The organism is Paenibacillus sp. 1_12, assembly GCF_900114475.1.
Lineage (GTDB): Bacteria > Bacillota > Bacilli > Paenibacillales > NBRC-103111 > Paenibacillus_S.
The window spans coordinates 241,464-265,343 of record NZ_FOTE01000001.1 but is presented as its reverse complement, the minus strand read 5'-3'; the positions used below and the strand labels follow the sequence as shown (position 1 = coordinate 265,343).

The 23,880-nt window shown below is 45.2% G+C and carries 25 protein-coding genes; 21 read left to right on the top strand and 4 right to left on the bottom strand.

Translation table 11 applies throughout. The features are described from left to right. Positions 1-98 precede the first annotated feature (98 nt). From BM210_RS01140 to BM210_RS01075, 14 genes are all read left to right on the top strand, one after another. The gene (locus BM210_RS01140; protein ID WP_177237570.1) at positions 99-2,081 is read left to right on the top strand and encodes an adenylate/guanylate cyclase domain-containing protein; all 1,983 of its coding nucleotides are present in this window, start codon (positions 99-101) and stop codon (positions 2,079-2,081) included. Between the two features lie 88 nt (positions 2,082-2,169). Beyond that, positions 2,170-3,009, top strand: coding sequence for a sensor histidine kinase (locus tag BM210_RS01135; RefSeq protein WP_091163687.1), 840 nt, complete (start codon positions 2,170-2,172; stop codon positions 3,007-3,009). Next, complete coding sequence (locus BM210_RS01130) at positions 3,006-3,677, top strand: response regulator (RefSeq protein ID WP_091163686.1); 672 nt, start codon at positions 3,006-3,008, stop codon at positions 3,675-3,677. The genes BM210_RS01135 and BM210_RS01130 overlap by 4 nt, the downstream gene beginning before the upstream one ends. An 82-nt stretch (positions 3,678-3,759) precedes the next feature. Then, a complete protein-coding gene (locus tag BM210_RS01125) occupies positions 3,760-4,413 on the top strand; it encodes a YcnI family copper-binding membrane protein (protein ID WP_091164643.1) in 654 nt (217 codons plus the stop codon). 380 nt (positions 4,414-4,793) lie between these two features. Further along, on the top strand, positions 4,794-5,270 hold the full coding sequence (gene mscL / locus BM210_RS01120; RefSeq protein WP_177237619.1) for a large-conductance mechanosensitive channel protein MscL: 477 nt from the start codon (positions 4,794-4,796) through the stop codon (positions 5,268-5,270). 63 nt (positions 5,271-5,333) lie between these two features. Further along, positions 5,334-6,200, top strand: coding sequence for an AraC family transcriptional regulator (locus BM210_RS01115; RefSeq protein WP_091163682.1), 867 nt, complete (start codon positions 5,334-5,336; stop codon positions 6,198-6,200). Between the two features lie 153 nt (positions 6,201-6,353). Beyond that, positions 6,354-7,391 carry a zinc-dependent alcohol dehydrogenase gene (locus BM210_RS01110; RefSeq protein ID WP_091163680.1) on the top strand — a complete coding sequence of 346 codons (1,038 nt, stop codon included), beginning with the start codon at positions 6,354-6,356 and terminating at the stop codon, positions 7,389-7,391. 29 nt (positions 7,392-7,420) lie between these two features. Then, positions 7,421-8,554, top strand: coding sequence for an alginate lyase family protein (locus tag BM210_RS01105; RefSeq protein WP_091163679.1), 1,134 nt, complete (start codon positions 7,421-7,423; stop codon positions 8,552-8,554). Positions 8,555-8,769: 215 nt separating this feature from the next. Then, positions 8,770-9,744: a polysaccharide deacetylase family protein gene (locus tag BM210_RS01100; RefSeq protein WP_091163677.1), complete on the top strand. Its 975-nt coding sequence runs from the start codon at positions 8,770-8,772 to the stop codon at positions 9,742-9,744. Between the two features lie 128 nt (positions 9,745-9,872). Then, positions 9,873-10,412, top strand: coding sequence for an RNA polymerase sigma factor (locus BM210_RS01095; RefSeq protein WP_177237618.1), 540 nt, complete (start codon positions 9,873-9,875; stop codon positions 10,410-10,412). Beyond that, the gene (locus BM210_RS01090; protein WP_091163674.1) at positions 10,409-11,704 is read left to right on the top strand and encodes a hypothetical protein; all 1,296 of its coding nucleotides are present in this window, start codon (positions 10,409-10,411) and stop codon (positions 11,702-11,704) included. The genes BM210_RS01095 and BM210_RS01090 overlap by 4 nt, the downstream gene beginning before the upstream one ends. Positions 11,705-12,112: 408 nt before the next feature. Then, positions 12,113-13,159 (top strand): LacI family DNA-binding transcriptional regulator, encoded by a 1,047-nt coding sequence (locus BM210_RS01085; RefSeq protein ID WP_091163672.1) that lies wholly within the window; start codon positions 12,113-12,115, stop codon positions 13,157-13,159. A 62-nt stretch (positions 13,160-13,221) separates the two neighbouring features. Continuing rightward, positions 13,222-13,938 (top strand): glycerophosphodiester phosphodiesterase, encoded by a 717-nt coding sequence (locus BM210_RS01080; RefSeq protein WP_091163671.1) that lies wholly within the window; start codon positions 13,222-13,224, stop codon positions 13,936-13,938. A gap of 326 nt (positions 13,939-14,264) precedes the next feature. Continuing rightward, positions 14,265-14,489: a helix-turn-helix domain-containing protein gene (locus tag BM210_RS01075; protein ID WP_076236846.1), complete on the top strand. Its 225-nt coding sequence runs from the start codon at positions 14,265-14,267 to the stop codon at positions 14,487-14,489. A gap of 208 nt (positions 14,490-14,697) precedes the next feature. Here BM210_RS01075 and tatC read toward each other — a convergent pair whose 3' ends face one another. Continuing rightward, entirely contained in the window at positions 14,698-15,432 is a 735-nt protein-coding gene (tatC, locus tag BM210_RS01070; RefSeq protein WP_091163669.1) for a twin-arginine translocase subunit TatC, read from the bottom strand. A gap of 14 nt (positions 15,433-15,446) precedes the next feature. Then, complete coding sequence (locus tag BM210_RS01065; protein ID WP_091163668.1) at positions 15,447-15,698, bottom strand: MerR family transcriptional regulator; 252 nt, start codon at positions 15,696-15,698, stop codon at positions 15,447-15,449. A gap of 268 nt (positions 15,699-15,966) precedes the next feature. Here BM210_RS01065 and BM210_RS01060 point away from each other — a divergent pair, with 268 nt between their 5' ends. The 3 genes from BM210_RS01060 to BM210_RS01050 are packed head-to-tail and all read left to right on the top strand — an operon-like array spanning position 15,967 to position 18,424. Continuing rightward, complete coding sequence (locus BM210_RS01060; RefSeq protein WP_091163666.1) at positions 15,967-17,574, top strand: flavin monoamine oxidase family protein; 1,608 nt, start codon at positions 15,967-15,969, stop codon at positions 17,572-17,574. 50 nt (positions 17,575-17,624) lie between these two features. Next, on the top strand, positions 17,625-18,185 hold the full coding sequence (locus BM210_RS01055) for a RidA family protein (protein WP_091163665.1): 561 nt from the start codon (positions 17,625-17,627) through the stop codon (positions 18,183-18,185). A gap of 32 nt (positions 18,186-18,217) precedes the next feature. Further along, positions 18,218-18,424 carry a twin-arginine translocase TatA/TatE family subunit gene (locus BM210_RS01050; RefSeq protein ID WP_091163663.1) on the top strand — a complete coding sequence of 69 codons (207 nt, stop codon included), beginning with the start codon at positions 18,218-18,220 and terminating at the stop codon, positions 18,422-18,424. A gap of 102 nt (positions 18,425-18,526) precedes the next feature. On the opposite strand, the gene BM210_RS01045 is transcribed toward BM210_RS01050, so the two are convergent. Together BM210_RS01045 and BM210_RS01040 are read right to left on the bottom strand one after the other, a co-directional pair. Continuing rightward, positions 18,527-18,967 carry a GNAT family N-acetyltransferase gene (locus BM210_RS01045; protein ID WP_177237569.1) on the bottom strand — a complete coding sequence of 147 codons (441 nt, stop codon included), beginning with the start codon at positions 18,965-18,967 and terminating at the stop codon, positions 18,527-18,529. A 260-nt stretch (positions 18,968-19,227) separates the two neighbouring features. Next, complete coding sequence (locus BM210_RS01040) at positions 19,228-19,407, bottom strand: H-type small acid-soluble spore protein (RefSeq protein ID WP_091164640.1); 180 nt, start codon at positions 19,405-19,407, stop codon at positions 19,228-19,230. A 451-nt stretch (positions 19,408-19,858) separates the two neighbouring features. Between BM210_RS01040 and BM210_RS01035 the strand changes: the two genes are divergently transcribed. The 4 genes from BM210_RS01035 (at position 19,859) to BM210_RS35520 (ending at position 23,864) form a co-directional block, all read left to right on the top strand. Then, positions 19,859-20,218 carry a cupin domain-containing protein gene (locus BM210_RS01035; RefSeq protein ID WP_091163660.1) on the top strand — a complete coding sequence of 120 codons (360 nt, stop codon included), beginning with the start codon at positions 19,859-19,861 and terminating at the stop codon, positions 20,216-20,218. Between the two features lie 141 nt (positions 20,219-20,359). Next, positions 20,360-21,322, top strand: a complete 963-nt coding sequence (locus tag BM210_RS01030; protein WP_091163659.1) for a Gfo/Idh/MocA family protein — start codon at positions 20,360-20,362, stop codon at positions 21,320-21,322. A gap of 34 nt (positions 21,323-21,356) precedes the next feature. Beyond that, the gene (locus tag BM210_RS01025; protein ID WP_091163657.1) at positions 21,357-23,489 is read left to right on the top strand and encodes a TIM-barrel domain-containing protein; all 2,133 of its coding nucleotides are present in this window, start codon (positions 21,357-21,359) and stop codon (positions 23,487-23,489) included. Between the two features lie 111 nt (positions 23,490-23,600). Beyond that, positions 23,601-23,864 (top strand): hypothetical protein, encoded by a 264-nt coding sequence (locus BM210_RS35520; protein ID WP_091163656.1) that lies wholly within the window; start codon positions 23,601-23,603, stop codon positions 23,862-23,864. Positions 23,865-23,880: the final 16 nt, after the last annotated feature.

Below are 23,880 nucleotides of genomic sequence, written 5' to 3'. Positions count from 1 at the left end.
CCAAAAGTCGAATTGTCACGTTATTCCATATTATAAGATGAAGCTTGGCTCCAGATAGGTGTATAATGGAAAAAGCGCTATTGACGGAGGGAAACAACATGCCATTGCCAGCTCAAAAACACGTATACGAACAAGAATATGCTTTGTCGCGGGACAAGGTATGGGAGCTGCTGAGCAACACGGACCACTTAAATCGTGTCATTGGACTCTTTCCGATCCGTTCCACCTCTTTTCATTTTCAAAATACCAATTTCTTTCAGGAGTTGTCAGCGAAGGTAGTGGGGGTTGTCCCTATGCGCTGGAAGGAGCATCCTTTTCAATGGGTGAAAAATGTTCGTTATGATGTGGTTCGAGAATATCGCGGTGGCCCGCTAAAACGTTTTTGGGGCGGTATTGAGCTGGAGGATACGGATACTATACTGTCTGATGGCTCAAGAGCTACCAAAGTGAAGCTGTTTGCTGAATTTACACCTGCAAATGCGCTTGGACTTGTTGCTATACCGATTGTAGGAGTCAGCTCGATGCGCAAAACATTGAAATACTTACAAACCTACTTGCAGTTAAAAGAACAAGAAAAGGAGCATTTGCTGCCCCAGACCGAGATAAGCTATAAGGTGAATACGGATGAACTCCATCGTCTGCTCGAAGAGCTTCAGAGGGTATCGGGGGATGTAAAAATGACTGAACGCCTTCGAGAGCATTTGATGGTTAGTGGAGACGATCAGGTCATAGATATGCGTCCCTACGAGCTGGCGAAGATCTGGGATATGGACAGGGAAGTGCTGCTGCGAATGTTTCTCTATGCGACGAAGCTTGGCATCACTAATTTAAGCTGGCACTTGATCTGCCCGAATTGCCGTGTATCCAAAAGCGGTGCGGAAACGATGTCGGGACTCAAACCGCAATATCATTGTGATTTTTGTGGAATCAATTATGAGGTTAATTTTGACAAGTATGTGGAGCTGTGTTTCTCGGTGCATCCTCATTTGCGTCGAGCGTATAAACAAATATTTTGTGTGGGTGGTCCGGCCATTACACCTCATATTTATGTGCAGTTGGAAATTGCTGCAGGGAATGAGGCCGAGTTCGAATATCCAAAAGTACCAGAGCAGCTAAGGCTGCGAGTCTTACGCTCCAATCAAACGGTATCCATAGTTCGTCAGCAAGCGGGTTTGCAGTCCAGAATACAGAACAGTACATTGTTGGAGTCTCAAGCAAATGATATGAAGTCCCAGGCAAGCTTGGCTATTCGTCAAGCGGCTGCTGCTCGTATAGAGGATGGTCATATTCATTCGGGGCAATTGGATATCCAATATGACGGGCACGGTTGGTCGATACCAGTGGTGGAAGAGCCCCTGCCTGGAACCCTTATTAAGCTTGTGAACCACAGCCGCGAAAATGTGATCGTCGCGTTGGAGAAAGATGATTGGGAGGATATCACCGTAACAGCATCCAAAGTGACGACTATGCACGAATTCCGTAGTATGTTTTCATCGGAGGTGTTGGCTCCTGGGCAGCAAGTCGGGATTGAAAATGTAACGATATTGTTTAGTGACCTGCTGGGCTCAACCGCATTTTATGAGCAAGTGGGGGATGCGCATGCATATGGGCAGGTCAGGAATCATTTTAACTTTTTGATTAGCTGGGTCAATGCGAACAAGGGAACCCTCGTAAAAACCATTGGTGATGCGGTAATGGCTGTTTTCGAATATCCAGAGAATGCTGTCAAGACAGCACTGGATGTACAGTCGCATGTGGACGAATTCAACAGAAAATACCCGTCAAATACACCGATAGTCATCAAGATGGGCTTGTTTCAAGGTCCGGCAATTGTTGTGAACTCTAATCAGCTTCTCGATTACTTTGGTCGAACGGTCAATTTGGCTGCTAGAATGCAAGGCTTGAGTGTAGGGCATGATGTCGTCATCAGTAAGGAATGCTCGGAGCGACCAGGCGTGCAAGCGTTACTAGCTTCATATGAGGTGCAAATCGAGCAGTTTGAGCAGAGGCTAAAAGGAATTGATGAAGTCATCCAGCTCACGCGCGTGCAAATCATTGCAGGAAACACATTGGCAGTCTAGTAGCACTAAAGTATCGTTTGCAGTGAGATGATTGTATATGCGTGAAGACTTCATATTGAGATAATGCGCGAAAAGTGAGTTGAACCTTATGTCATTTGGTAAGCTAAAGCTGTTGGCGATTATTGTACCACCCTTAATTATTGGCAGCTTTGAATATATTCGTCATGATTTTTTATTGTCCGAATTGTCAATGGAAGCGGGCAACCTATATATCACGTTCCTGACACTGCTGTTATCCTACCTGTTCGCCACATGGATGTTTAATCGGATTGACCTCACGAATGAGCGGCTGGCTTCCGAGCAGTCGCGGCGGGCTGTGTACGAAGAGCGTGAGCGGCTTGCTGAAGAACTGCATGATAATATTGCACAAATATTATTTTTTCTGAACGTACAGCTGAAGCAAGGCAATGTCCAGGAGGCACGGTCAGCCGTCACGGAAATCGATCAGCATCTGCGTCAGGCTATTTACAATCTTCGTACTGCACCGGAGGATGGTGCTACCTTCAGTCTGCGTTTAAGCGCATGGCTTGAAGAATGGAGTGCTCTGAGCAGTATCGACGTCGAGCAGCACATAGATATACAGGAGCAAAGTGTCTCCCCCTCCGCGGAAGTTCAGCTATTTGCGATCATCCGTGAAGCGTTCACGAATATCCGCAAGCATTCGCAGGCTGACCATGCGGTGATTCATTTGCGAATGACGGGTCGCGGGCAAAGCTGGAGGCTGGAAATCCACGACAATGGGATCGGAATCAGCCAACATTACGGCGATATGGAGAGTAAACTGCAGGAGCCAAATCGATATGGGATTAGCCTTATGCGCAAGCACGCCGCAGAGCTTAACGCCGAATTGAGCGTAAGCAAGTCAGAGCAGGGAGGAACGGGGCTAAGTGTCACCAGTCCTCCAAGAAGTGGGGGTAAAGCTGAATGAACTATCGTGTAGTTATTGCCGACGACCATCCGTTGGCGCGGAAAGCGATTCGATTGCTGTTGGAGCAGGAAGCAGACTTTGAGATAGTAGCCGAAGCACTTGACGGAGAACAAGCAATTGAACTGTGCCGCGAGCTGCAGCCAGATCTGGTGCTGATGGATATTCGAATGCCCGTGATGAGCGGTTTGGAAGCAACTCGTAAAATCAAACAGATGTACCCGCATACAAGGGTTGTGATGCTCTCCGTATCGGATGATGTGGCAGACCTGTTCACGGCAATCCAGAATGGTGCGCAGGGCTATTTATTAAAAAATATGGACCCTGATGAGTGGATGGTTTATTTGAAGGGTCTGTTGGATGACAATAGTGAAATTTCACGCGGTATGGCGGATCGTTTATTTCAATTGTTTCGTTCTTCTACAAGGCAGTCGGAATCTATGGCCAAGCCTAGTGGTCTTTCTCCTCGGGAAGTGGAAATATTATCATGCGTATCGAGCGGGCAAAGTAATCGGCAAATAGCCGAGCAGCTCATTATCACAGAAAATACAGTCAAAAATCATATCAAAAATATATTAGCCAAGCTGGAGCTGGACAATCGGGTACAGCTAACGGCTTATGCGATCAGGCATGGACTGACACACTTTAGCCAAAGAAGTGATGACAAATAGCCCAGTTGAGTCATACCCAGGACATCGTAATTAGATTACATTGATACTAAGACAAATGATGCCTGAGGGGACGATATAAATGATGAAAAAATGGAATGTAATGCTGTTAACCGGATTATTAATCTCGATGCTGGGAGGCGGAATAGCAAGCGCTCATGTAACCGTACAACCACCGACAGCAGTGCAGGGCAGCTATGAAAAGTTTGCTGTACGGGTACCGTCCGAGGATAAAGAATCACCGACTACCAAGGTTGAAGTCAAGTTTGCAGTAGATTCGGTTTCGATTTCGCGATTTGAGCCGAAGCCGGGCTGGAAATATGAGCTGGCTAAGGATGCTTCAGGCAAAATTACGGGTGTAACCTGGACAGCAACCGGTGATGGATTATCTCCAACCGAATTCAGTGATTTTTATATGCAGGGTAAGGTAGCTGACAATGCGACACAGATCGTGTGGAAAGCTTATCAAACCTACAAAAACGGTACAGTTGTTGAATGGATAGGCGCTGAAGGTGCCGACAAACCGGCTTCCATCACCAAGGTTACTGCTAAACCGTCCGGAGCAGCGGTAGATAGCCACGGTAATACGGCGGCAGCTCCTGCAGCGAACAGCACAGCGGCTCCAGCTGCTGCTAGCCCGGCCGCGGGTGCTTCACAAGCACCACTGTATTTATCTATCGCAGCACTTGTGCTTGGGCTTGTAGCCTTGATCCTTGCCGTATCCAAAAGAAAAGCTTAGTTACCTGCAAATAAGCTAATTTACACCTGCGTTATCTCTAAAATAAACACGAATGAATCTGTTGTCACTAATGACAATGACAAGCAAAGGAACCTTTCGAGAGCCACTGTGAAGTGGATCGGAAGGTTCTTCTTTTTTGCCATAGATTTAAGATCAAAGTAGCAGCACGAAAGTCAGAAAATGACTTTTAGATCCTATTCAATTACACACTAAAACTACGATTGAAGCAGGAGGCATTCAGTTGAATGGGGTGTTTGTTAAACCACCTTGGAACTCCTACGATTAACGTTTACGATCAACGATTGCTCGACCTTCCGCGATAAATCAGTTATGATAAAGAAAAATGTGTTGGAATGAGGAACGCGCAAATGGCATCCAAAATTATTAAGGAATTTAAAGAATTCGCTATGAAAGGCAATATGATCGAGCTGGCAATTGGGGTTATTATCGGAGGGGCTTTTGGCAAGGTTGTGACTTCTATTGTCAACGATATTGTGATGCCGCCTATAGGACTCTTGCTTGGCAAAGTTAACTTTAGCGAATTGTTTATCAGCTTGAATGGTACTCACTATGAAAACTTGGCCAAAGCCAAAGCGGTAAGTGCGCCCACACTGAATTACGGTCTGTTTATTAACAATATTCTTGATTTTCTGATCGTGGCTATTGTGATCTTCATTGCTGTGAAGCAGTTGAACCGTTTTCGCAAAAAGCAGGAAACTCCGTCCGCTCCTAAACCACAGACCAAGGATTGCCCAGAATGCTTATCGGAAATCCCGGAAAAAGCGATTCGTTGTAAGTATTGTACAGCCAAACAGGAAGTACATATGTCCGATAGGAGACCGGAGCTTACCAACTGATACCCCATGGTTAGGTCATTGCGATCCCTGTTGAATTCAGTTCCTACATGAGGAGAGCGCAAAATGATAAGTTTAAGAGATTCTCAGCTGCAATTGCTGTGGACGGCGCGGATCGATTATGCTGAAGGCAGTTGGGTGGAGGCTCATCAGCATGCGGATTTTGAACAATTGTTTATTGTTCTCTCAGGAGCGGGATGGATTCATTCAGGCGCTGAAAGCTGCGAGATAAAGGAAGGCTTGGCCTTCTTGTTTCGGCGGAGTGTTTCACACAGCTTTCAATTCACGGATGAAACCGTTACTCTGGATTTTAAGTTCAGGCTGCTGGACGGAGCTGTTATCGATGCATTATCGAACGTACAAGCAAGCTGCTTATGCCAGGGAGTACATTTATCAGAGATCAAGCAATGGTATAAACTGTCGCTTCAGCGGCTCAAATATCCAAATTCGGTAATGCCTTTGCGGATTGAGGCTGGTTTCAAAAGCACACTGGTGTCGCTATTTTTGGGAAACGCAGCAGCCTCTCTTCATGATTCCACTGTCCTTTCAAATATCGATGATGATGAACCGATAGCTGCTTATTTACGGTTGAACCTGGCCCACAAAATAACGCTTGACCAGCTATCACGACGTTTTGGCTACAATCCCAATTATTTAATACGGGTATTCAGCGGAAAAACAGGGCTTACCCCTATTCAATATTTACAGGAAATTCGTCTTGAGAAAGCGACGGAATATTTGGAGTTCACAGCACTGCCGATAACGGAAATTGCCGAGAAAGTCGGCTGGTCGCTGCCTTATTTCAGTAAAATGATTAAAGAACGTATCGGGCTGACACCCTCTCAATACCGCAAGTCTTTGATTAATGAGGTAGGCAGGGATATTGTTCTGGAGCCGGATTTTGAAAATATTTGGCGTGTTGAATATCCATAAGAGATCCTTCCGTCTGGAGACGGAGGGATTTTTGGCGAAAAGTGAGGATTGTAAAAAAACTGCTGAGGATAGGCCATATTCGCTTTCAAGTGATTGCCCTATAATTGGTAAAAGAAGAAGAGGTGAATTTGAAAGCAAAAGGAGAATGGGCATATGGTCAGAAAAATGACGGTTCCACCGATGAAGCTGGTCGATCACGATGGTGAGGGCACACAGCTGTGTGCTGTTGTTGAGGAAATCGGTAATATTACGTTAAAGAGAGCGTTGATCCCTGAGCCTGGGGAGGGGGAAGTAAGGGTTAAGGTGAAGTGGGTCGGGATTTGCGGCAGCGATGTGGAGGTGTTCCGCGGAGCTCGTGAGCCGGAATTTATTTCGTATCCAACACGCCTCGGACATGAGGTTGCAGGCGTAATTGATAAAGTGGGACCTAATGTAATTGGTCTTAAGGTTGGTGATCATGTCGCGCTGCGCTATATCTGGGGTGCTTTTGCAGAATATGTGTGCTGCACGCCGTTTTCAGTAAAGTCGTTACCCAAAGAGCTTCCTTTGATCGAAGGGTCGTTGATCGAAGTACTGCCAGGCATCATCCATGCAGCAGAGCTTGGAGATATTTCCCCGCACAAAAACGTATTGATCACCGGTCAAGGCGTAAGCGGTTTGGTGATGACACAAATCATTAGCTTATACAGTCCTCGAAATTTGGTCGTAACCGATTTGTTTGACGAAAAGCTGGAGCTCGCTCGCAAATATGGAGCGACTCACACGTATCGAATTCCTTCATCGGATGCAAATACGATGGATATTGTCGGCAAAGATTTCCCTGACGGCTTTGATGTGGTTATTCCTTGCCTGCTGGAGGGTGATGGTATGGTGGATGCCATTAACGCTGCAGCTCAAAATGGACGTATCGTAATGTATGGCTGTATCGGTACGTGCCATAAGCCGGTCGACTTTTTCAAGGTCCATAAGAAGCGACTGGACATTCTTTCAACCGAGCCTAAGCGGGATATCGATAACCGAAATTATTTTGACAGAGGTCTTCAGCTGGTGCTGGATGGATTGGTGAACACCGAGGAAATGATCACACATGTTGTGAAGCTGGAACATATAGCGGAGGCTTTCAAGCTGCGCAATGAGCATAAGGGCGATACGATTCATGTGATGATCGATTGTGAAACCGCTTCGCATTAATAACGAAATAAGGAGTGAATGACCGCTTGATGAACAATCGTTTACGTGCTTCCGCAGACACACGCAGTGAGCGTCTCTCATTGTTTGAGCTTGCATGGATTAAGCGGCATGCCGATCAATCCTTACAGGCTGACACGATTCATCTTACAGATGCTGTTGCCGAGAAGAGTGAGGGCAGCATCCATGATTATTACTCAAATGGCGACTATTGGTGGCCAAACCCAGAGACTGCAGATAACCTTCCTTACATTCGCCGTGATGGAGAGAGCAACCCAAGTAATTTTGACACACATCGGTTGTTCCTTCGTCAAATGAGAACTCATACAGCCAATTTGGCCGCAGCTTATGCAGTTACGGGCAATGAGGCTTATGCAGAAAAAGCCGTTCAATTTCTTAAGGAGTTTTTTCTCGACGAAGCTACTCGTATGAACCCGCATCTTTTGTATGCGCAGGCGATACCTGGAATTTGTTCGGGCAGAGGAGTCGGAATTATTGATACCCTGCATATCATCGATATTCCTCCTGCGATCGAAGCTTTGAAAGCTTCACCCGCGATGACTTCCTCCATCTACAACGGTTTGAAGCAGTGGTTCGCGGATTATTTGACCTGGATGAGCACACATGAGTACGGGAAACAGGAAATGATTGCGGATAATAATCACGGGGTTTGCTGGTTTGTGCAGGCGGCAGCTTTCGCGTGGTTTACTCGCAATGAGGAAATGCTGCGCTTTTGCAGACAACGCTTCAAGGAATCGCTGCTGCCCGATCAGATGGCTTCGGATGGCAGCTTTCCACGTGAATTGGCCAGGACAAAGCCTTATGGATATGCGATATTTGTGTTGGATAATCTCGTTACTTTATGTCATATCCTTTCTACACCGGAGGATAATCTATGGACCTACACGCTGCCAGACGGACGTGGTATCAGCAAAGGATTATCCTACTTATACCCCTATCTGAACAACAAGGCATCCTGGCCGTATCCTCCCGATATCGAGCATTTCGAAGGATGGCCAGCCAAGGTTCCGTCACTCTTGTTTGCCGGACTTGCCCTTCATGAGCCAGCGTATGTTCAGCTGTGGGACCGACTTGATCCCGACCCGACTGACGCGGAGGTGCGTCGTAATATTGCAATCCGACAGCCGCTGCTATGGTTAATATGAGATGATAGGTAGTCATGTATCTTGCCGACAAATCAGTACTTTTAAGCTTCAAATATGCACTCATCGCGATCCTTGCAGCCGCTACGGCTCAGGGTTCGCTTTTTTTTGACAAATTTATTATTTGCAGCAGAAAATATAAACTTTTTTTCGAGTTCATTCGTCATATGTAGGGATCTCATTATGGCCGGTGAACGGTTGAAGGAAGGTTTAGTCGAATGGCAGTGTCGATTTTTAAAGAACGCAAGCAGCAGTGGATTATGGGCATATCTTTTTGCAGTATGGTCAGTATGGCTCTTATTAATTTTACCGTAACTGGCAGTGTGCTTCCGCTGCCCGAGAAACACAAAATGGAACAGGTGGAGGAGGCGTCCGAGGCTCGTTTGAAGGCGCCGCAGCCGTCAGTATCCAACGATCAACCGAAAGCCGCTGACGTTCAGCCAGCAGTATCCATTGCTGAACCCTCACCACCCATTCAATCGACATTACCTGCCAATGATCAGCCGTTACCGACAGAATCGAAGCGTCCGCTTCCTGCTATCCAGCAGCAGCCAGAAATCAAACCTGAGCCTGCTGCAGCCGCAGCTCCCAAAACGGATCCGGTCTCTTCCAAGCGGATAGCACTGACTTTTGACGATGGACCTGATGAAGTGTACACGCCACGTATTCTCGATATTTTGAAGGAGAATCAAATCAAAGCGACTTTTTTTGTCGTAGGTATTCAATCGGCCAAATATCCGCAAATTCTCAAACGTATTCACGAAGAAGGTCATGCGATTGGCAATCATTCCTGGGACCATGCCGATCTATCCAAGATCTCTTTGGAGCGTATTCAGCAGGAGATCAAGGATACGGATGTTCTAATCGAAAAGACTATCGGGATCAAACCGACAATGGTAAGAGCACCCTATGGGGCCGTATCGGATAAGCTGAAAAAACTGCTGGCACAATCCAATCGACCGTTAGTTGGCTGGAGCATCGATCCGCGGGATTGGGCTGGAACGAGTGCAGCAGGTATCCTGCAAAATGTAAAATCACATACGAAACCAGGTGCGATTGTGTTAATGCACAGCTTCGGGGGCAAAAACGGTAATTTGGACAATACTGTCGAAGCTCTTCCGGAAATGATCGCCCAATTGAAGCTGGATGGCTACCAGATGGTCACTGTTCCGCAGCTGAACGAGGCTCGTTGAAGAAATCCTTTTCCATTTGCCCACAAAACTGTAAACTGATAATAAGAGTGGACGTCGGGATACTTCACTGGAAACGAAAAGTGATAGCGGATCGTCTAATAATTGAGGTGGCAGTAGTGGATTCCAAAATGAATTTCGAATACTTAAGATATTTGTCCGAAAGCTCGGATAAAAAAGAGATATTGGAAGAACTTATGACGGCATATGGCAAAGATGTATGGAACTATGCTTTCAGTATGACCAAGCAATGGGACCAAGCAGACGATATCACACAGGAAGTATTTATCAAGGTATACCGTAATTTGTGTACATTTCGAAGTGAGTCTTCTGTGAAAACGTGGATATTGACGATTACCCGCAATATGACTTTGGATTTTAGGAGAGCTGCGTTTTATCGTAAAGTGACGTTGATGGAGTTTATTCCAACGAAGGGCGAGCAGCCTTCCACGGAACAGATCGTTATTGACAAGCTGGCGACTAGTGATATGTGGAAGCTGGTGCTTACACTTCCAGCGAAGTACCGTGAGGTACTGCTCCTATTTGCCCATTACCAGCTTTCCATGAAAGAAATGGCGCATATTCTCGGTGTCAGCGAAGGAACGGTAAAGTCAAGATTGTTTCATGCCCGCAATAAAATATCCAAGTTAAAGGAGACTTTTGAGCCATGAATCCGATGGATGACGAGTTGAAAAAAAGCTTGGCTAACGGACCGCTCATCAGGAATGGGTTCTCCGAGAAGTTGAAAAAGCGTATTGAGGATCGTTTGGAGCAGAAGCATAACAATACGAGAAAATCGATGCTGGTATTCGGCTGTGTGAGCACTATGCTTATTGCTGCATCCATTTTCTTTATGGTGGACGGGGTGCCGTCTGTTGGACACGATGAAATCGTTGTACATCAACGCGAGATGACAGCCTTTGAGACGGAAGCTGCACTGCCGACTACCAAAGATCAGTCTGTATACGGGGTCCGTTCTGCGGTACTGGTCGGGCTTCGTGAGGACCATCCTACAGCAGGGAGCAGTCCCGCTCATAGCACATATCGTACACTGCTGCTTGCGCCGGAGGGAGGGAAGCTGCGGACGGCCGCTGAGGGAGATGGGATACTGATGCCCTACAAAATGGGTTTTGTCAGAATTGCGCCTGACAGTCAGCTGAACGCCGCCAACGAGGAATCCCATACGCTTCAGGTCATGGCTGCTGCTGACAGGGTATTGCCCCAAGTGCAAGCATACCCATCCAATACCAAATCGTTGAAAGTAGCGGAGAAGCTTCTTTTTGCAGGCAATCGTTATGTGGCTTTGTCGCAATCCATCCGGCAGTTGGATCAGGGTAAACCTTCTGTATATGAATACGCTTGGGTTAAGGAAGTAGATGAATTAACTTCATCCAAAATAAATAGCACTGGGATCATCCGCCCTTTGCAAGATCCGCATACGACCTTGAAGCGACTATATGGAGAATCGATTCAGCCTTCACTAAAATTGCTCAATACCAGAGCTCCACAAAACCCAGGTCCTCGTACTTCATCTACTGAACAAGAGGACGATAACGGGGAAAGCTGGACAATTGTTCGCAAAAACGGCGAATGGACTCCCCAGGTCGCATCATACACTGAGCGTGCCGCAGATAATGGCTATGAATATCAGTTGAAGCCTCTTTCGTACAGGCTGCCGGAATCAGTCGTTAGCTACGACTTACTTCCCTTGAGCTGGGAAGAGATTCGCAAGCTTCAGCCAAATGCCAAGGATGCGTTCGCTTCACCTAATAAGGAAATCGTAGGCGTAATATCGAACGATAGTATTAACATGTATCCATATGATGGCAAATTGATTCCAAAGCCACTGTTGACAATCAAGCTTGCTTCGGACGAGTCAATCGTTATGCTTCAATGGGCAGTTAATGAACCTTATATTGAACAATGGAAACAGAAGGGCAAGCTGCTGCTTGGAGAAAATTAATGCTGTTTGCTGCTCTTCAAGACGATAATAAGAAGGGCAGCGTCCATCAAAATTGGAATCTAGCAAACGAAGTGACCGTATAACAGCAGGGACAAAAGGAATAAAGAAGTTGTTAAATAGTAGCTCGTAAAGTATAATTACTCTGAAAAAAGTAAGAGATTAACGGCTATTTTAAGATGAACTAAACATCATGACAGCAAAGAGTCGCAGCGAAAGCAGACTCCTCTTTCAATCGCTGTTGCAGCCAGATTCTTTCGAAACTTAGCCCCAAAGGGGTAAGAATCCGTCTGCAAAGGCGAACACTTCGTTTCTCCAGAAGGGTCCGCTTTCTCCTCTCGGGCTGTGTGTTTCTTTTGTTGATCTTATATAGGAAGCGCTTTCCAACAATAAAACCAATGGAGGTGAGCAATGAGCTATACAATTATTGATGTTGCCCAAATGGCCAACGTTTCTAAATCTACCGTTTCTCGTGTAATTTCAGCTAAAGGCTATACGAGTCCCGAAACTCGGGAGAAAGTGCTAAATGCCATTCAAAAATTGAAGTACAAACCAAACGCGGTGGCTAGGGCCATGGTATCGCATCGAACCTATAATATTGGCGTTATCATTTATCGTAATGATTATCCTATTGTATCCCACCCTATTTACGGAAAAATACTAGATGCCATTTTGGCAGCTGCAGAAAGCTTGAATTATTCTGTATTCGTCTCGACTGATAAAGAAATGTCACGGCGTTCCGCTGATTACATGCTGGAAAAGAGAGTGGATGGTCTTATATTAGTCAGTCGGCTCAGTCAGGAAATGATCGGTTACATAGACAGCTTTCATATTCCTTATCTGATGGTGAACGGTACAGCAGAAAACAATAAAGTTACTCAAATCGTCAATGATGATCGAAAAGGCGGGAGGCTCGCCGCAGATCATTTATACGAGTTAGGACATAGACAGATCGGTGTTATAGCCGGGCCGCAGGAGCATCGGAGTCATCATCTTAGATATGAGGGCTTTTATCAACGCTTGCTCGAACTTGGTTGTGAGCTTCGTAAGGAACATATGTATGTTTCACCGACATCTTTATTTAATGATGGTTACAATGGCTGCTTATCAATATGGGAACGCTCCCACGCACACGATATAGAATTTCCCACCGCAATCTTTGCTACAAACGATATGCTGGCTTTGGGTGCTATGCGAATTATTATGGAAAAGGAACTTAGAATACCGCAGGACGTATCGGTCATTGGATCGGATAATATCGATTTTGCCTGTCTTTCAAATCCGTCCTTAACTACGGTTCATACGGATAAAGAAAAGATGGGTCAAGATGCCGTTTCCATGCTGAACCGCTTGATTCAAAAATCAGAGCTTAAACCTATGAAAGTGGAATATGAGCCGAAGCTGATTATTCGTGGGACTACAGGTCCGGTCAGAGGGGCCTCTAGCACCTTATATTGAGGAAGGAATCTATGCAGCTGAAGCATACGACTGTTCTATTTTAAGTAATGGAGGGATTGAAGATGGAGAAACTGTCGTTTCCGAAAATTGCTGCACATACAGGGTGCGGGAATACACCGGACAATACTATGGAGTCCTTTATGGAAGGGATTCATTTGGGAGCGGATATTGTTGAGGTAGATTTGAGAGTGGCAGGAGACGGTACTGTCGTTTTGCTTCACGACGATTCCCCGTATCTTCACGAATGTACTTATGAGCAGCTGAATCAATATGAAGTCAGGACGAAGCTCAGCTCTTTGTATGAGAACTATGAAATTGTAAAGTTGACGGATATCCTGCAAATCGTCAAGCAGTATGATATAAAATTAAATTTGGATATAAAAACTCTGGAAACAATTGAACCTACCATTCAGTTGGTGAAACAATTCAACGTGATGGATCAGGTTTTTATTACAGGATGCAGCGAAAACATTACTAACCGTCACCAAGATATTCGGGTTGTGTTCAATACGCCAAAAGAATTTACGCCCGAAGAGAGAGACAACTACTCGTTGTATGCGGCTAAAGTATGCGAAGAAGCCGTGCTCAATTCTTATTATGGTTTGAATATGGATTATGCAACATGCCGTCAAGAAATCGTAGAGCTTGCCCATGCATCTGGTCTTGCAGTATGGGTGTATACGGTTAATGATTCTGAGGCTATGCGGAGGTTTATCCAGATTGGGGTGGATGCCATTACCACCAAAGAGGTTACTGAGCTGATAAAGCTGCAAAAGTAAGCTGAATTCCTACCTATAAGCCAGGTTCCGCAGATTTTGATTGTGCTAACGCGTTTGTATGCTGTATTGAATGAATTCTGGACTATCGGTTGCTTACAAGCCGTATGTCCTTTTTTTAGTTCCCAGCCCTCTTGTCCCGACAGGCACAATGCGATAACCAGGTTAAGTGCCTACTCATTCTATGTAAGAGATGATAACCTTACCAACAATGGTAAGCCCATTTTTCTGCGCCACTGCACCATTAATTGCTGCTCTTCATAAACTAACTTGACTGTATCCCTACACCTTGTAATGATACAAAAACCCAAGCAAGGAGGGGTGACACTTTGAAGGGCAGCGACCACAAAAGTAAATTTTTGCTAACCAATCGTGAACGCGAAGTTTTCGAACTGTTAGTGCAGGACAAAACAACTAAGGATATCGCGCAGCAGCTGTTTATTAGCGAGAAAACGGTGCGTAATCATATATCCAACGTCATGCAAAAACTAAATGTAAAAGGTCGTTCACAAGCAGTAGTTGAGCTGATCAAGCTTGGGGAAATCACGATTTGATCAACTTGTCGTTTAGGATTCACACGGTCTTATCCTGTAAAGCCTTCTTATGCTTTTTTCCTTTAGTGGAATGAGCCAGAGAGGGCTCTTTGGTTTATCTCCATCTTTATTTAATAACAAAGAAGCCGTGCGCAAACACGACTTATGTAGCAAGCGATGGATTGATCGCGGCGTGCATAGTGGGGAACTATACGAAATTTAATTCTGTTTAAGTAAAAGCGGCTTGATTCTTGCGATGGTAAACCACACGTGAGAGCACAATACTGATCTCATACAGTAAAACGAGTGGAATAAAGACCATAAGATGAGAGATAATTTCCGGAGGTGAAATCAAGCTGGCGGTAATAACTAGAATCAGATAGGCGTGCCGGCGTAAAGCGTTTAGCCGTTTAGGAGTTAACACGCCCAGCTTAGTCAAAAACATCACAATGATTGGAAGCTCAAATGCGAGGGAAATTGGTATTATAATATTAAACATAAAAGAGAAATATTGAGCGACCCCATATGTTTCAGAGAGTCCTAGGTTTTTGGTGATGCTGGTGGTGAATGCAAGGCTCATCGGAAATACGATAAAATAGGAAAAGCAAAGCCCTATGAGAAAGGAGATAAAAGCAAAAGGTATGTACAGAAAAGCCGCATCCTGCTCGACAGGTTTTAATCCCTTTTTGACGAAAGCCCATATCTGATAAAGGATATAAGGCAATGAAATGACAATGGAGAAGGCTAGTGCTACACTCATATAAATTTTTGCGCTGTCCCATGGAGAGAACACATTCCATACCATGTCGGAAGCCGGGGGCATGCTTTTTAAATAATGAAATATGAGCGGGGCTATGAATAAGCCTGCAATCATCGCTATAAATACCACAGCTAATACAAGAATGATGCGTTTGCGCAGTTCTCCTACATGTCCAATGAATGTCATTGCGTTAGGTTCGGTCATAAGATATCTTCCTTTCATGTACAGCTATATTTGATGGTCAATCGGCCTTTGGCAGCCAACTGCCTGATTTCGAAAGTATTAAACCCTTCATTCATCTTCTGTTGAATTTCCTTGATCCTCTCCACATCCTCGAATGAGTACTTTCTGGTGCGTCCCTGAGTTCGATCTGGGCTAATCAGCTGCCTTTCTTCATAATACCGAATTTGTCGTTCAGAAAGTCCGGTTAATTCACATACCATTCCAATTCCCATCACTTTTTCATTCATACTTCCAACCTCCATTCTTTGTTAATTTAATGTCACATTAACGTTACTTATTTGTGAATTTTTTATTATAAAGGCTGCGTTGGCAATAAACTTACATCATTTCTAACATGATATCAAGTTAAAATTCATTTTTCATGATGAAAACTACCTATTTTTTATTCCGAAAATAAAAACTATGTCAGATTTACTTACATAAATCGATACATGAGATTTAAAATTTGGTATGGTTACTTCAGATTCTATGATAGCTGATCAGGAGGTTGTTGAAATGGAAAGTAAGGAACCAAATGAAATTACAAGAAGGCAGTTTTTAACGACTGTTGGTAAAATTGGTGGATCAGCTGCCTTATTCAGTGTAATGGGCACCATGGGGTTATTTTCTCCAGAAACGATGAAAGCAGCGGAGTACACACCTCCAAGCAGAAACGATTTATCCTTAACCAATCGTAATGGCAAGCGGGTTATTATTCTTGGTGGCGGGATTGCAGGGATGACAGCAGCTTATGAGCTAGAGGAGGCTGGGTACGATGTTACGATTCTAGAAGCGCGTTCCCGTTCCGGTGGAAGAATCTGGTCTGTAAGGAAAGGCACAACGGTTACAGAGAATGGCGGTGTGAAGCAGGTTGCACGTTTTGATAGTGGAGAGCATATGTACCTAAATGCAGGACCTATGCGTATCCCTCAGTTCCATGTAACGATGGAGTATATACGTAAATTTGGAATTCCCATTGAACCATTCAACAATGTTAACGATCATGGTTATTACTATAGCGAAAATGTTGGCGCACTATCTGGGCAAAAAATCAGAAAGCGTGCAGTTAAAGCAGACGTTAGAGGATATGTCTCCGAAATGCTGGCCAAAGCAGTAAATCAGAACGCGCTCGATTTGCCGTTGAATGCTGAGGAAAAAGAGAAGCTGGTTGCCTACCTGAAACGCGAAGGCGATCTCAACGCAGACCTCTTCTACAAAGGCTCTTCCCGCGGAGGTTATCAATCAGAACCAGGCGGCAAGCTCGATGCCGGAGTCGTTCGGGATCCATTCGATGTGAAGTCGATCATTAACTCTGGATTTGGCAACTTCTTCTCCAGCGAGTATGGCTATGACCAACAAATGATGATGTTCCATCCGGTTGGCGGCATGGACAAAATTCCGCAAGCATTCGAGAAGCGCGTCGGCCACAACATGGTGTTCCATGCCGAGGTTAATGAAATCCGTCAGGACGATAGTGGAGTCCGGGTTGTTTACAAAAACAGAGATACTGGGGCAGTAAAGGAAATCACTGGTGATTTCTGCATTTGTACGATTCCATTGTCGGTTCTTCGCAGCATTCCGGCTGACTTCTCACCCGAAATGCAGAAAGCGATCTCCAGCATCAATTATGCATCAGCAGGCAAACTCGGAATTCAGTTCAAACGCCGCTTCTGGGAAACAGACGAGCAGTTGTACGGGGGCACTACGGTAACCAATACCGATTTGGCTTCGATCTATTATCCTCCAACCGGATACAACGCTCAGAAGGGAATCATGCTTGCCTACTATGCAAACGGAGCTGCTGCAGATCGGTTAGGTGCTATGACTCTTGCTCAGCGCGAGCAGTACGCACTAAGCACAGGTGCCAAAATTCATCCGCAATTTTATAAAGAATTCGAAACTTCGTTCTCCGTACATTGGAAAAATATCAAGTACAATTTGGGTGGATGGGCTGCATATACGGAAGAAGATCGGAAAACCTCCTATCAAACGTTGTGCAAGCCAGACGGCCGGATATACTTGGCTGGGGAGCACATGAGCTACATTACGGCTTGGATGGCCGGAGGAATTGAATCGGCACGTAAAGTAGTTACTGAGCTCCATCAGCGTGTGTTGAAAGGTTAATAGACAATTATCAAAACAGAAATCAAAACAGAAGAGGAGATCAATGGACTATGCTAAAGAAAAATATGAAATCCATCCTGCTGCTTGCTGTCATGTCAACTGCTATTGGTATTACAGCTTTTGCCGCAGACGAACCGGACAAACCGAATAAAATAATAGCTGAGCCGATTTATGAGTCTGAATTTTATGGAAGTGCAACTTCGACGATTTCCAGTGGAGTTTCAGTACCTGCGGGAGCTGCCTATCTTTATACGAGTGGCACCGTTCCTCCTTTATTGAATAAAGATGGCGCAACCGTATATGAGCGCTATGGCGATACGAAGACACAAGCAATTGGGATATTCAAGAATTTCGAGAAGCAGCTTGCGGAGAAAGGCTTGACCATGAACGATGTTATCTACCTTCGCGCTTATTTAACTGCTGATAAGAGCAAGGATAACAAGTTTGATTATGCCGGCTGGAATGAGGCGTATGCCCAATTCTTCAATACCGCGGACAATCCGGTGAAAACCGCACGTTCAACCGTCGGTGTTGCCAGCCTTGTTAATGACGATTGGTTAATTGAAGTTGAGGCAGTTGCTGTATATCCTAAAAAACATATTCAAGACTAATCTATCTTTAATAGAAGGAGTGTTGATGTAACATGCTGCAAAATATCGGAATTCCTGGACTCATCATGATTCTTGTAGTCATCCTTATTTTATTCGGACCTTCCAAATTGCCAGAGCTGGGCCGGGCTGTCGGTCGCACGCTGCACGAATTTAAAGCATCTGCCAGAGAGTTGGTATCTGAAACTAAAGAAAATCCCGAGCCAAAAGCAGAGAAAGATCTGTCGGCTAAGCCGTCATAGTCTGTACGAATAAAGTGGTTACCCTGTTACATCTCGAACGAAAAGAGTGTCATTCCTCTTGGTAAAGCTTCACACTACCCAGCAAAGCTAAAGATTGGATATCTATCCAATCTTTTTTTGCATACGAACGTGCAGGATACCTGCGTCTTCAAAGGGCTGCTCCGAAATCGTATTGTATCCAAGCTGGGAATAAAAGGCCTCTGCATGACATTGACTGTCCAATATGCAGGAAGTATATCCTCCCGAGATCGCATGCTGTTCCAGTCCTTGAATCAATATTTTGCCAAGCCCTTTGCCGCGAAATTCGGATAATATAGCGACACGTTGGATTTTGGCGGTCTGTTTATTATAGGATATCCAACGTCCCGTCCCTGCAGGAACTCCGTTATAAGTCAATAATACATGGACACAAGCATCTGGTGATGTATCGTATGCATCATTTTCCAGTTCCTGTGGAACGCCTTGCTCTTCGACAAATACTTGATTTCGAATTGCAAGACACTGGGCTAATTGTGAATATGAATCTACTTTTGTGATTTCCATGTGCAATGCCTCCTGTTGTGGCCGCGGCGCAGCCGGACTACCTTATATTGTATCATTGGTTCTGTGCATATGCTATATATGGCATGGTGGCATTCAGTTTTTAATAGAAACTCCCAATCATCCAAAGGGCTGCCTTTTCTTCATTTCATAAATGTGAAAAGTAGATTGTGTGATAACCATTCAGACCCTACAATTCGGGTTACTACAAGATTTGAGCGAAAAAAGTCGCCCCGCAGCGGAGACGACTTTTTTGGTGCTTCTTATTGTTCACTTAAACTGTGCAGAGGGACAGTGCATTCCTTCTCAGGCTCGTCAAGGGTATAGATCCTCGCCATTTCCGTGTGTTCATCAACGTTTTGAATATAGATTTGTGCCCCTTGGTAGGTCACGTTAATCATAGTGGGTGAAGCTATGATTTCTTGTGCTCTTTGAGTATTAATGTTAACCAACCTCCACATTATTGTGTAACAGCATTATATTATTACACAAAAGTCTAAAGCTATTCCGAAAGAACCTAACCAGGGATCGGAGAACGAGGATTTCCACAGCAGGATTTGGTATCGCCCTTATCGAATAGGGTCAGTTATGAATGGAGGATAAAAAAACACAACACCTCGAAAGTTTTGCCATCCCGTATCACCATAATGACCCTTATAATAGGGCATAGCGATAATAGGTCAAACAAACCAACCGCGCGGCAGCACAATTCTTGCTGTTCAGTTTGATATTGGTCGTTCAATGAAGAAGTTATTCAATGCGGATTGCCTTATGCAAGGATGTTTTCCTTATTGTAGGCTTCTTTAATATGTTTCCAAATTTATTATTTCATATTTACATAAATGGGTTTAATTGGATTAATTTTCTTTACGGATTGAGAAAGGGAGGGATTGGGTGAAAAAGTTACGTTTAAGCGATTTACGGGATATCGGAAACGGGCATATTTTGCAGGATGTGCTGCCGGGTGCTTATTTGTCTTCAGGAGGACTTGCATTCTCGACGAGGGGAGATCGAAGCCATACGAATGACGGTCCGGATGGAAAGGACTATCATGTTCATGGAGACTGTGAAGCGTTTGTTATTTTGCAAGGAAGCGGAACGATGGAGATCAATGGAGAGCATATTCCTGTTGCTACCGGAGATATCGTGATTGTTGAGCCTGGTGAGGATCATCATCTGAATTCAAGTGAGGACGATCCGATTGTAACTGTATGGTGCCATGCGGGTTCGAGTCGTCACTTAAATCAGCAATGAATTTCGGGCGATGCAGGGTAAGAGATGAAAACCAACTCAATGGTGCGGTGTGTTTTCCGCAGATTCGTGAGGATTTTTGCAACACCATAAGAACCTGAAGCAAGGTTATTTCATTGAAGAATTAGGAGGTATTGGGAAACGATGAGAGCTATATTGGTCGGTTTGGGAGCAGCAGGATTCAGTTGGTATAAGCGGCTTAGAGATCAGGGATTATTGGCGGCGGTTGTTGAGGTCGATCCAGCCATGAAAGAGAAGATGAACGATGATCCGTTTCCGTTCTACACTTCTTTAGAGGAAGCCTTGGATAAGGAGCAGGTGGATTTTCTGGTTAATGTCACTTCGCCGATGATCCACACGCAGGTGAACCATGCGGCTTTTGACCGCAAGCTTGCTGTTTTATGCGAAAAACCGATTTCTTTTGATTATGAAGAATCCATTGAAGTAGTAACTCGTGCGGCGAGGGAAAACATTCCGTTCATGATCGCAGAAAATTACCGCAGATTTCCTTTTATTCGAAAAATGAAGCGTCTTCTCGATGATGGCGTCATCGGAAGCCTTTCCACCATGGATGTGCAGTTTCATCGGTTTCATCAAGTGCAGCGGAAATACACGGTCAGTGTGCTGGATGATATCGGCGTGCATCACTTTGATATGCTTCGTTATTTTAGCGGACGAGAAGGTATCTCGGTGTTTGCCAGACTGTTCAATCCGATTGGCGGCTGGAAAGAAGAAGGAGCTGTCCTTAATACGTATGCCATACTCGAATTGGAGGGCGGTATTATTGCGACCTATAACGCCTCCATAGCTGCGAGAGGGACAGAAACCTCATGGTGGGGCAATTGGCGGATTGAAGGAACCGAAGGTGCCATGGAATTGACCAACAAGGAAATCAGGATTTTCCGAGATGGAGAAACCCATTTAACTGAAGATCTCAGCGGAATCGATGAAACAGATATATTGACTGAATTTGTGGCATCACTGCACCAGGGACGTGAAGCAGAAACGAGCGGAATCGATTATTTAAAAACCCAGGCTCTTGTCCATTATGCGAAGCTGGCCAGTGAAAAAGGCACTCCTATTACCATTAAGGTTCCAATAATATAAAAGTTGTTCAAATTAAGTAGAACGGGGAATTCGAATGTCTACACAAGCTTGGAATGAAACGGCACCAGGCGTATGGCGCCTTACAATTGGGAATCCGCAAGCGATTACACCATTTTCCTGGATGGGAGTTTCACCTAAGGTGGATGCATTGAGTCAGAAACCAAGCGTTAATCCGCCATTTGAATGGGAAAGCATCCAGCTTGAAGCAGCAAGAGGGGCACATATCCTATCATTTCCACTTGATCCAACTGAGAAGCTGTATGGTGCGGGGCTTCAATTATTAAGAATGAATCTGCGGGGAAGAACTCGTTATCTGCGCGTCAACAGTGACCCCAAACAAGATACAGGCGAAACGCATGCACCAGTCCCTTTTTATGTCAGTGATCTGGGATATGGCGTGTGGGTGGATACTTCGCGGATCGTAACGATCCATTGCGGCTCTACCTTAAAGCAGGAGGACACGCAAATTTCAGAGATCCGTAACCGCAACACGGACAAGGGCTGGAAAGCTACGCCGATCGCTTCGCGGGTGGAGATTCAAATTCCCGCTGATGGAGCCGATGTTTATGTGTTTGGCGGCCCGACATTATCAGATGTTGTATCCAGATATAACCTGTTTTGCGGAGGGGGCGCGCTCCCTCCTAAGTGGGGCCTTGGTTTCTGGCACCGTGTCCCTACACTGTTTAGCGGGGAGGAAGTACTTGAGGAGGCACGGCAATTCCGAGAGCACGATATTCCCTGTGATGTGATAGGTCTTGAACCCGGCTGGCATAGCCACAGCTATCCGGTGACTTATGAATGGGAGAAATCGAGGTTTCCCGAGCCGGAGCCGTTCGTCAAAGCACTCGAGCATAATGGCTTTCGCGTAAACCTGTGGGAGCACCCCTTCGTATCACCGGAAACAGAGCTTTACGAGAAGCTGCAGCCTCTTTCAGGCAGTCATACGGTTTGGGGCGGGCTCGCGCCGGACTACTCATTGCCAGAAGCCCAACAGCTGTATAAAAATCAACATGAAGAGCGTCATGTTCAGATCGGTGTTGCCGGCTATAAGCTGGACGAATGCGATGGAAGCGAATTAACCAACAATTCATGGATGTTCCCTGGACACGCTAAGTTTCCTTCCGGTCTGGATGGCGAACAGATGAGGCAAATATACGGCTTAATGTTTCAAAAAATGACTTACGACCTTTACCATAGCAACAATCGGAGAACCTATGGGCTTGTACGAGCTTCCAATGGAGCAGCTTCAACGATGCCATATGTACTCTATTCGGATCTATATGATCATAAGCAATTTATACGGGCGCTTTGCAATTCCTCCTTCAGCGGGCTGCTATGGACACCGGAGGTTCGTAAAGCTCGAAATGCAGAGGACTGGGTCAGACGGATGCAAACGGTATGTTTCTCTTCTCTGGCCATGCTGAATGCGTGGGGAGACGGGACGAAGCCGTGGTCCTATCCTGAAGTGGAAGGAATTATACGTCATTATATCAAGCTGAGAATGAGGCTGCTGCCTTATTTGTATTCAAATTTCGCCCTTTATCGTGAGCAGGGAATACCACCTTTCCGCGCAATGCCGTTTGTCCTATCTGCTGCTGAGATTGCTCAAGCAGAAGCGGGCGGACCTGATGCTGATCATTCTATCCTGAATACGATAGATGCTGCGTACGGCAAGAAAAAAGTGAGAGAGTGGGATGATCAGTTTATGGTTGGTGATGCCATGCTGGTGGCTCCACTCGTTGAAGGAGAATGGGAAAGGGATGTTCTTCTCCCATCGGGAATCTGGTATGGGTTGGAGACGGGAGAGCGTTATACAGGCGGGCGTGTCATCCGGATTCAAGCAGGCTTGGAGCAAATTCCGGTATTTGTAAAAAGCGGCTCGATCATTCCGATGATGCCAGCGCTGCCGCATGTTCCACAAGCAGGTACTCGTGTTGCGCTTGAACTCGTCCATTTTGGCAGCGAGCCTGGTGAAGGGATGTTGTATGACGATGACGGTGAAACCTTCAATTACGAGAAAGGCGAATGTGGTTGGTGGAAAGCAGCTGTTACTCAGAACTCGGATGGCGAATTCAGTGGGGAGCTCACTGGGGCTGACGAGGAATTGCCTTCCTATAACTCTGTCACTTGGCGTTTTGCCCAAACCCGTTTAGAAGTATCTGGATAACTGTCGTACTATGTTTTTTTCCATCTATAGGCAATAGCCGTGCTGCCTTTAGGTAAATCCCCATAGACTGATTTCGTAAACTAAACAACAATCTGAGGAGTGGTTGTCGAAATGTCTTTTTCTCATGATCAAATGCCTATGTATACTCATGATCACGGTACCTATCATAAACAAATGTATGATTGGCACATGAAAATGCATCATTACCACGACCAGCAAAAAGCCCACCATTTGGAAAGAGCAAAACATTTCCACGGGCTAATGGCTGGAACATCACATTATGGAAATTATGGGCATCAAGGAAATTATGGACATCAAGGACATCAAGGACATCAAGGATATCAAGGATATCAAGGATATCAAGGGCATCATTGATATCCCTGCCCGACAG

Excerpts from the sequence above, each read along its gene's own strand:
- BM210_RS01140 (WP_177237570.1), top strand. The coding sequence starts at position 99 with ATGCCATTGCCAGCTCAAAAACACGTATACGAACAAGAATATGCTTTG.
- BM210_RS01135 (WP_091163687.1), top strand. The coding sequence starts at position 2,170 with ATGTCATTTGGTAAGCTAAAGCTGTTGGCGATTATTGTACCACCCTTA.
- BM210_RS01130 (WP_091163686.1), top strand. The coding sequence starts at position 3,006 with ATGAACTATCGTGTAGTTATTGCCGACGACCATCCGTTGGCGCGGAAA.
- BM210_RS01125 (WP_091164643.1), top strand. The coding sequence starts at position 3,760 with ATGAAAAAATGGAATGTAATGCTGTTAACCGGATTATTAATCTCGATG.
- BM210_RS01115 (WP_091163682.1), top strand. The coding sequence starts at position 5,334 with ATGATAAGTTTAAGAGATTCTCAGCTGCAATTGCTGTGGACGGCGCGG.
- BM210_RS01110 (WP_091163680.1), top strand. The coding sequence starts at position 6,354 with ATGGTCAGAAAAATGACGGTTCCACCGATGAAGCTGGTCGATCACGAT.
- BM210_RS01105 (WP_091163679.1), top strand. The coding sequence starts at position 7,421 with ATGAACAATCGTTTACGTGCTTCCGCAGACACACGCAGTGAGCGTCTC.
- BM210_RS01100 (WP_091163677.1), top strand. The coding sequence starts at position 8,770 with ATGGCAGTGTCGATTTTTAAAGAACGCAAGCAGCAGTGGATTATGGGC.
- BM210_RS01095 (WP_177237618.1), top strand. The coding sequence starts at position 9,873 with ATGAATTTCGAATACTTAAGATATTTGTCCGAAAGCTCGGATAAAAAA.
- BM210_RS01090 (WP_091163674.1), top strand. The coding sequence starts at position 10,409 with ATGAATCCGATGGATGACGAGTTGAAAAAAAGCTTGGCTAACGGACCG.
- BM210_RS01085 (WP_091163672.1), top strand. The coding sequence starts at position 12,113 with ATGAGCTATACAATTATTGATGTTGCCCAAATGGCCAACGTTTCTAAA.
- BM210_RS01080 (WP_091163671.1), top strand. The coding sequence starts at position 13,222 with ATGGAGAAACTGTCGTTTCCGAAAATTGCTGCACATACAGGGTGCGGG.
- tatC (WP_091163669.1), bottom strand. The coding sequence starts at position 15,432 with ATGACCGAACCTAACGCAATGACATTCATTGGACATGTAGGAGAACTG.
- BM210_RS01065 (WP_091163668.1), bottom strand. The coding sequence starts at position 15,698 with ATGAATGAAAAAGTGATGGGAATTGGAATGGTATGTGAATTAACCGGA.
- BM210_RS01060 (WP_091163666.1), top strand. The coding sequence starts at position 15,967 with ATGGAAAGTAAGGAACCAAATGAAATTACAAGAAGGCAGTTTTTAACG.
- BM210_RS01055 (WP_091163665.1), top strand. The coding sequence starts at position 17,625 with ATGCTAAAGAAAAATATGAAATCCATCCTGCTGCTTGCTGTCATGTCA.
- BM210_RS01050 (WP_091163663.1), top strand. The coding sequence starts at position 18,218 with ATGCTGCAAAATATCGGAATTCCTGGACTCATCATGATTCTTGTAGTC.
- BM210_RS01045 (WP_177237569.1), bottom strand. The coding sequence starts at position 18,967 with ATGGAAATCACAAAAGTAGATTCATATTCACAATTAGCCCAGTGTCTT.
- BM210_RS01030 (WP_091163659.1), top strand. The coding sequence starts at position 20,360 with ATGAGAGCTATATTGGTCGGTTTGGGAGCAGCAGGATTCAGTTGGTAT.
- BM210_RS01025 (WP_091163657.1), top strand. The coding sequence starts at position 21,357 with ATGTCTACACAAGCTTGGAATGAAACGGCACCAGGCGTATGGCGCCTT.
- BM210_RS35520 (WP_091163656.1), top strand. The coding sequence starts at position 23,601 with ATGTCTTTTTCTCATGATCAAATGCCTATGTATACTCATGATCACGGT.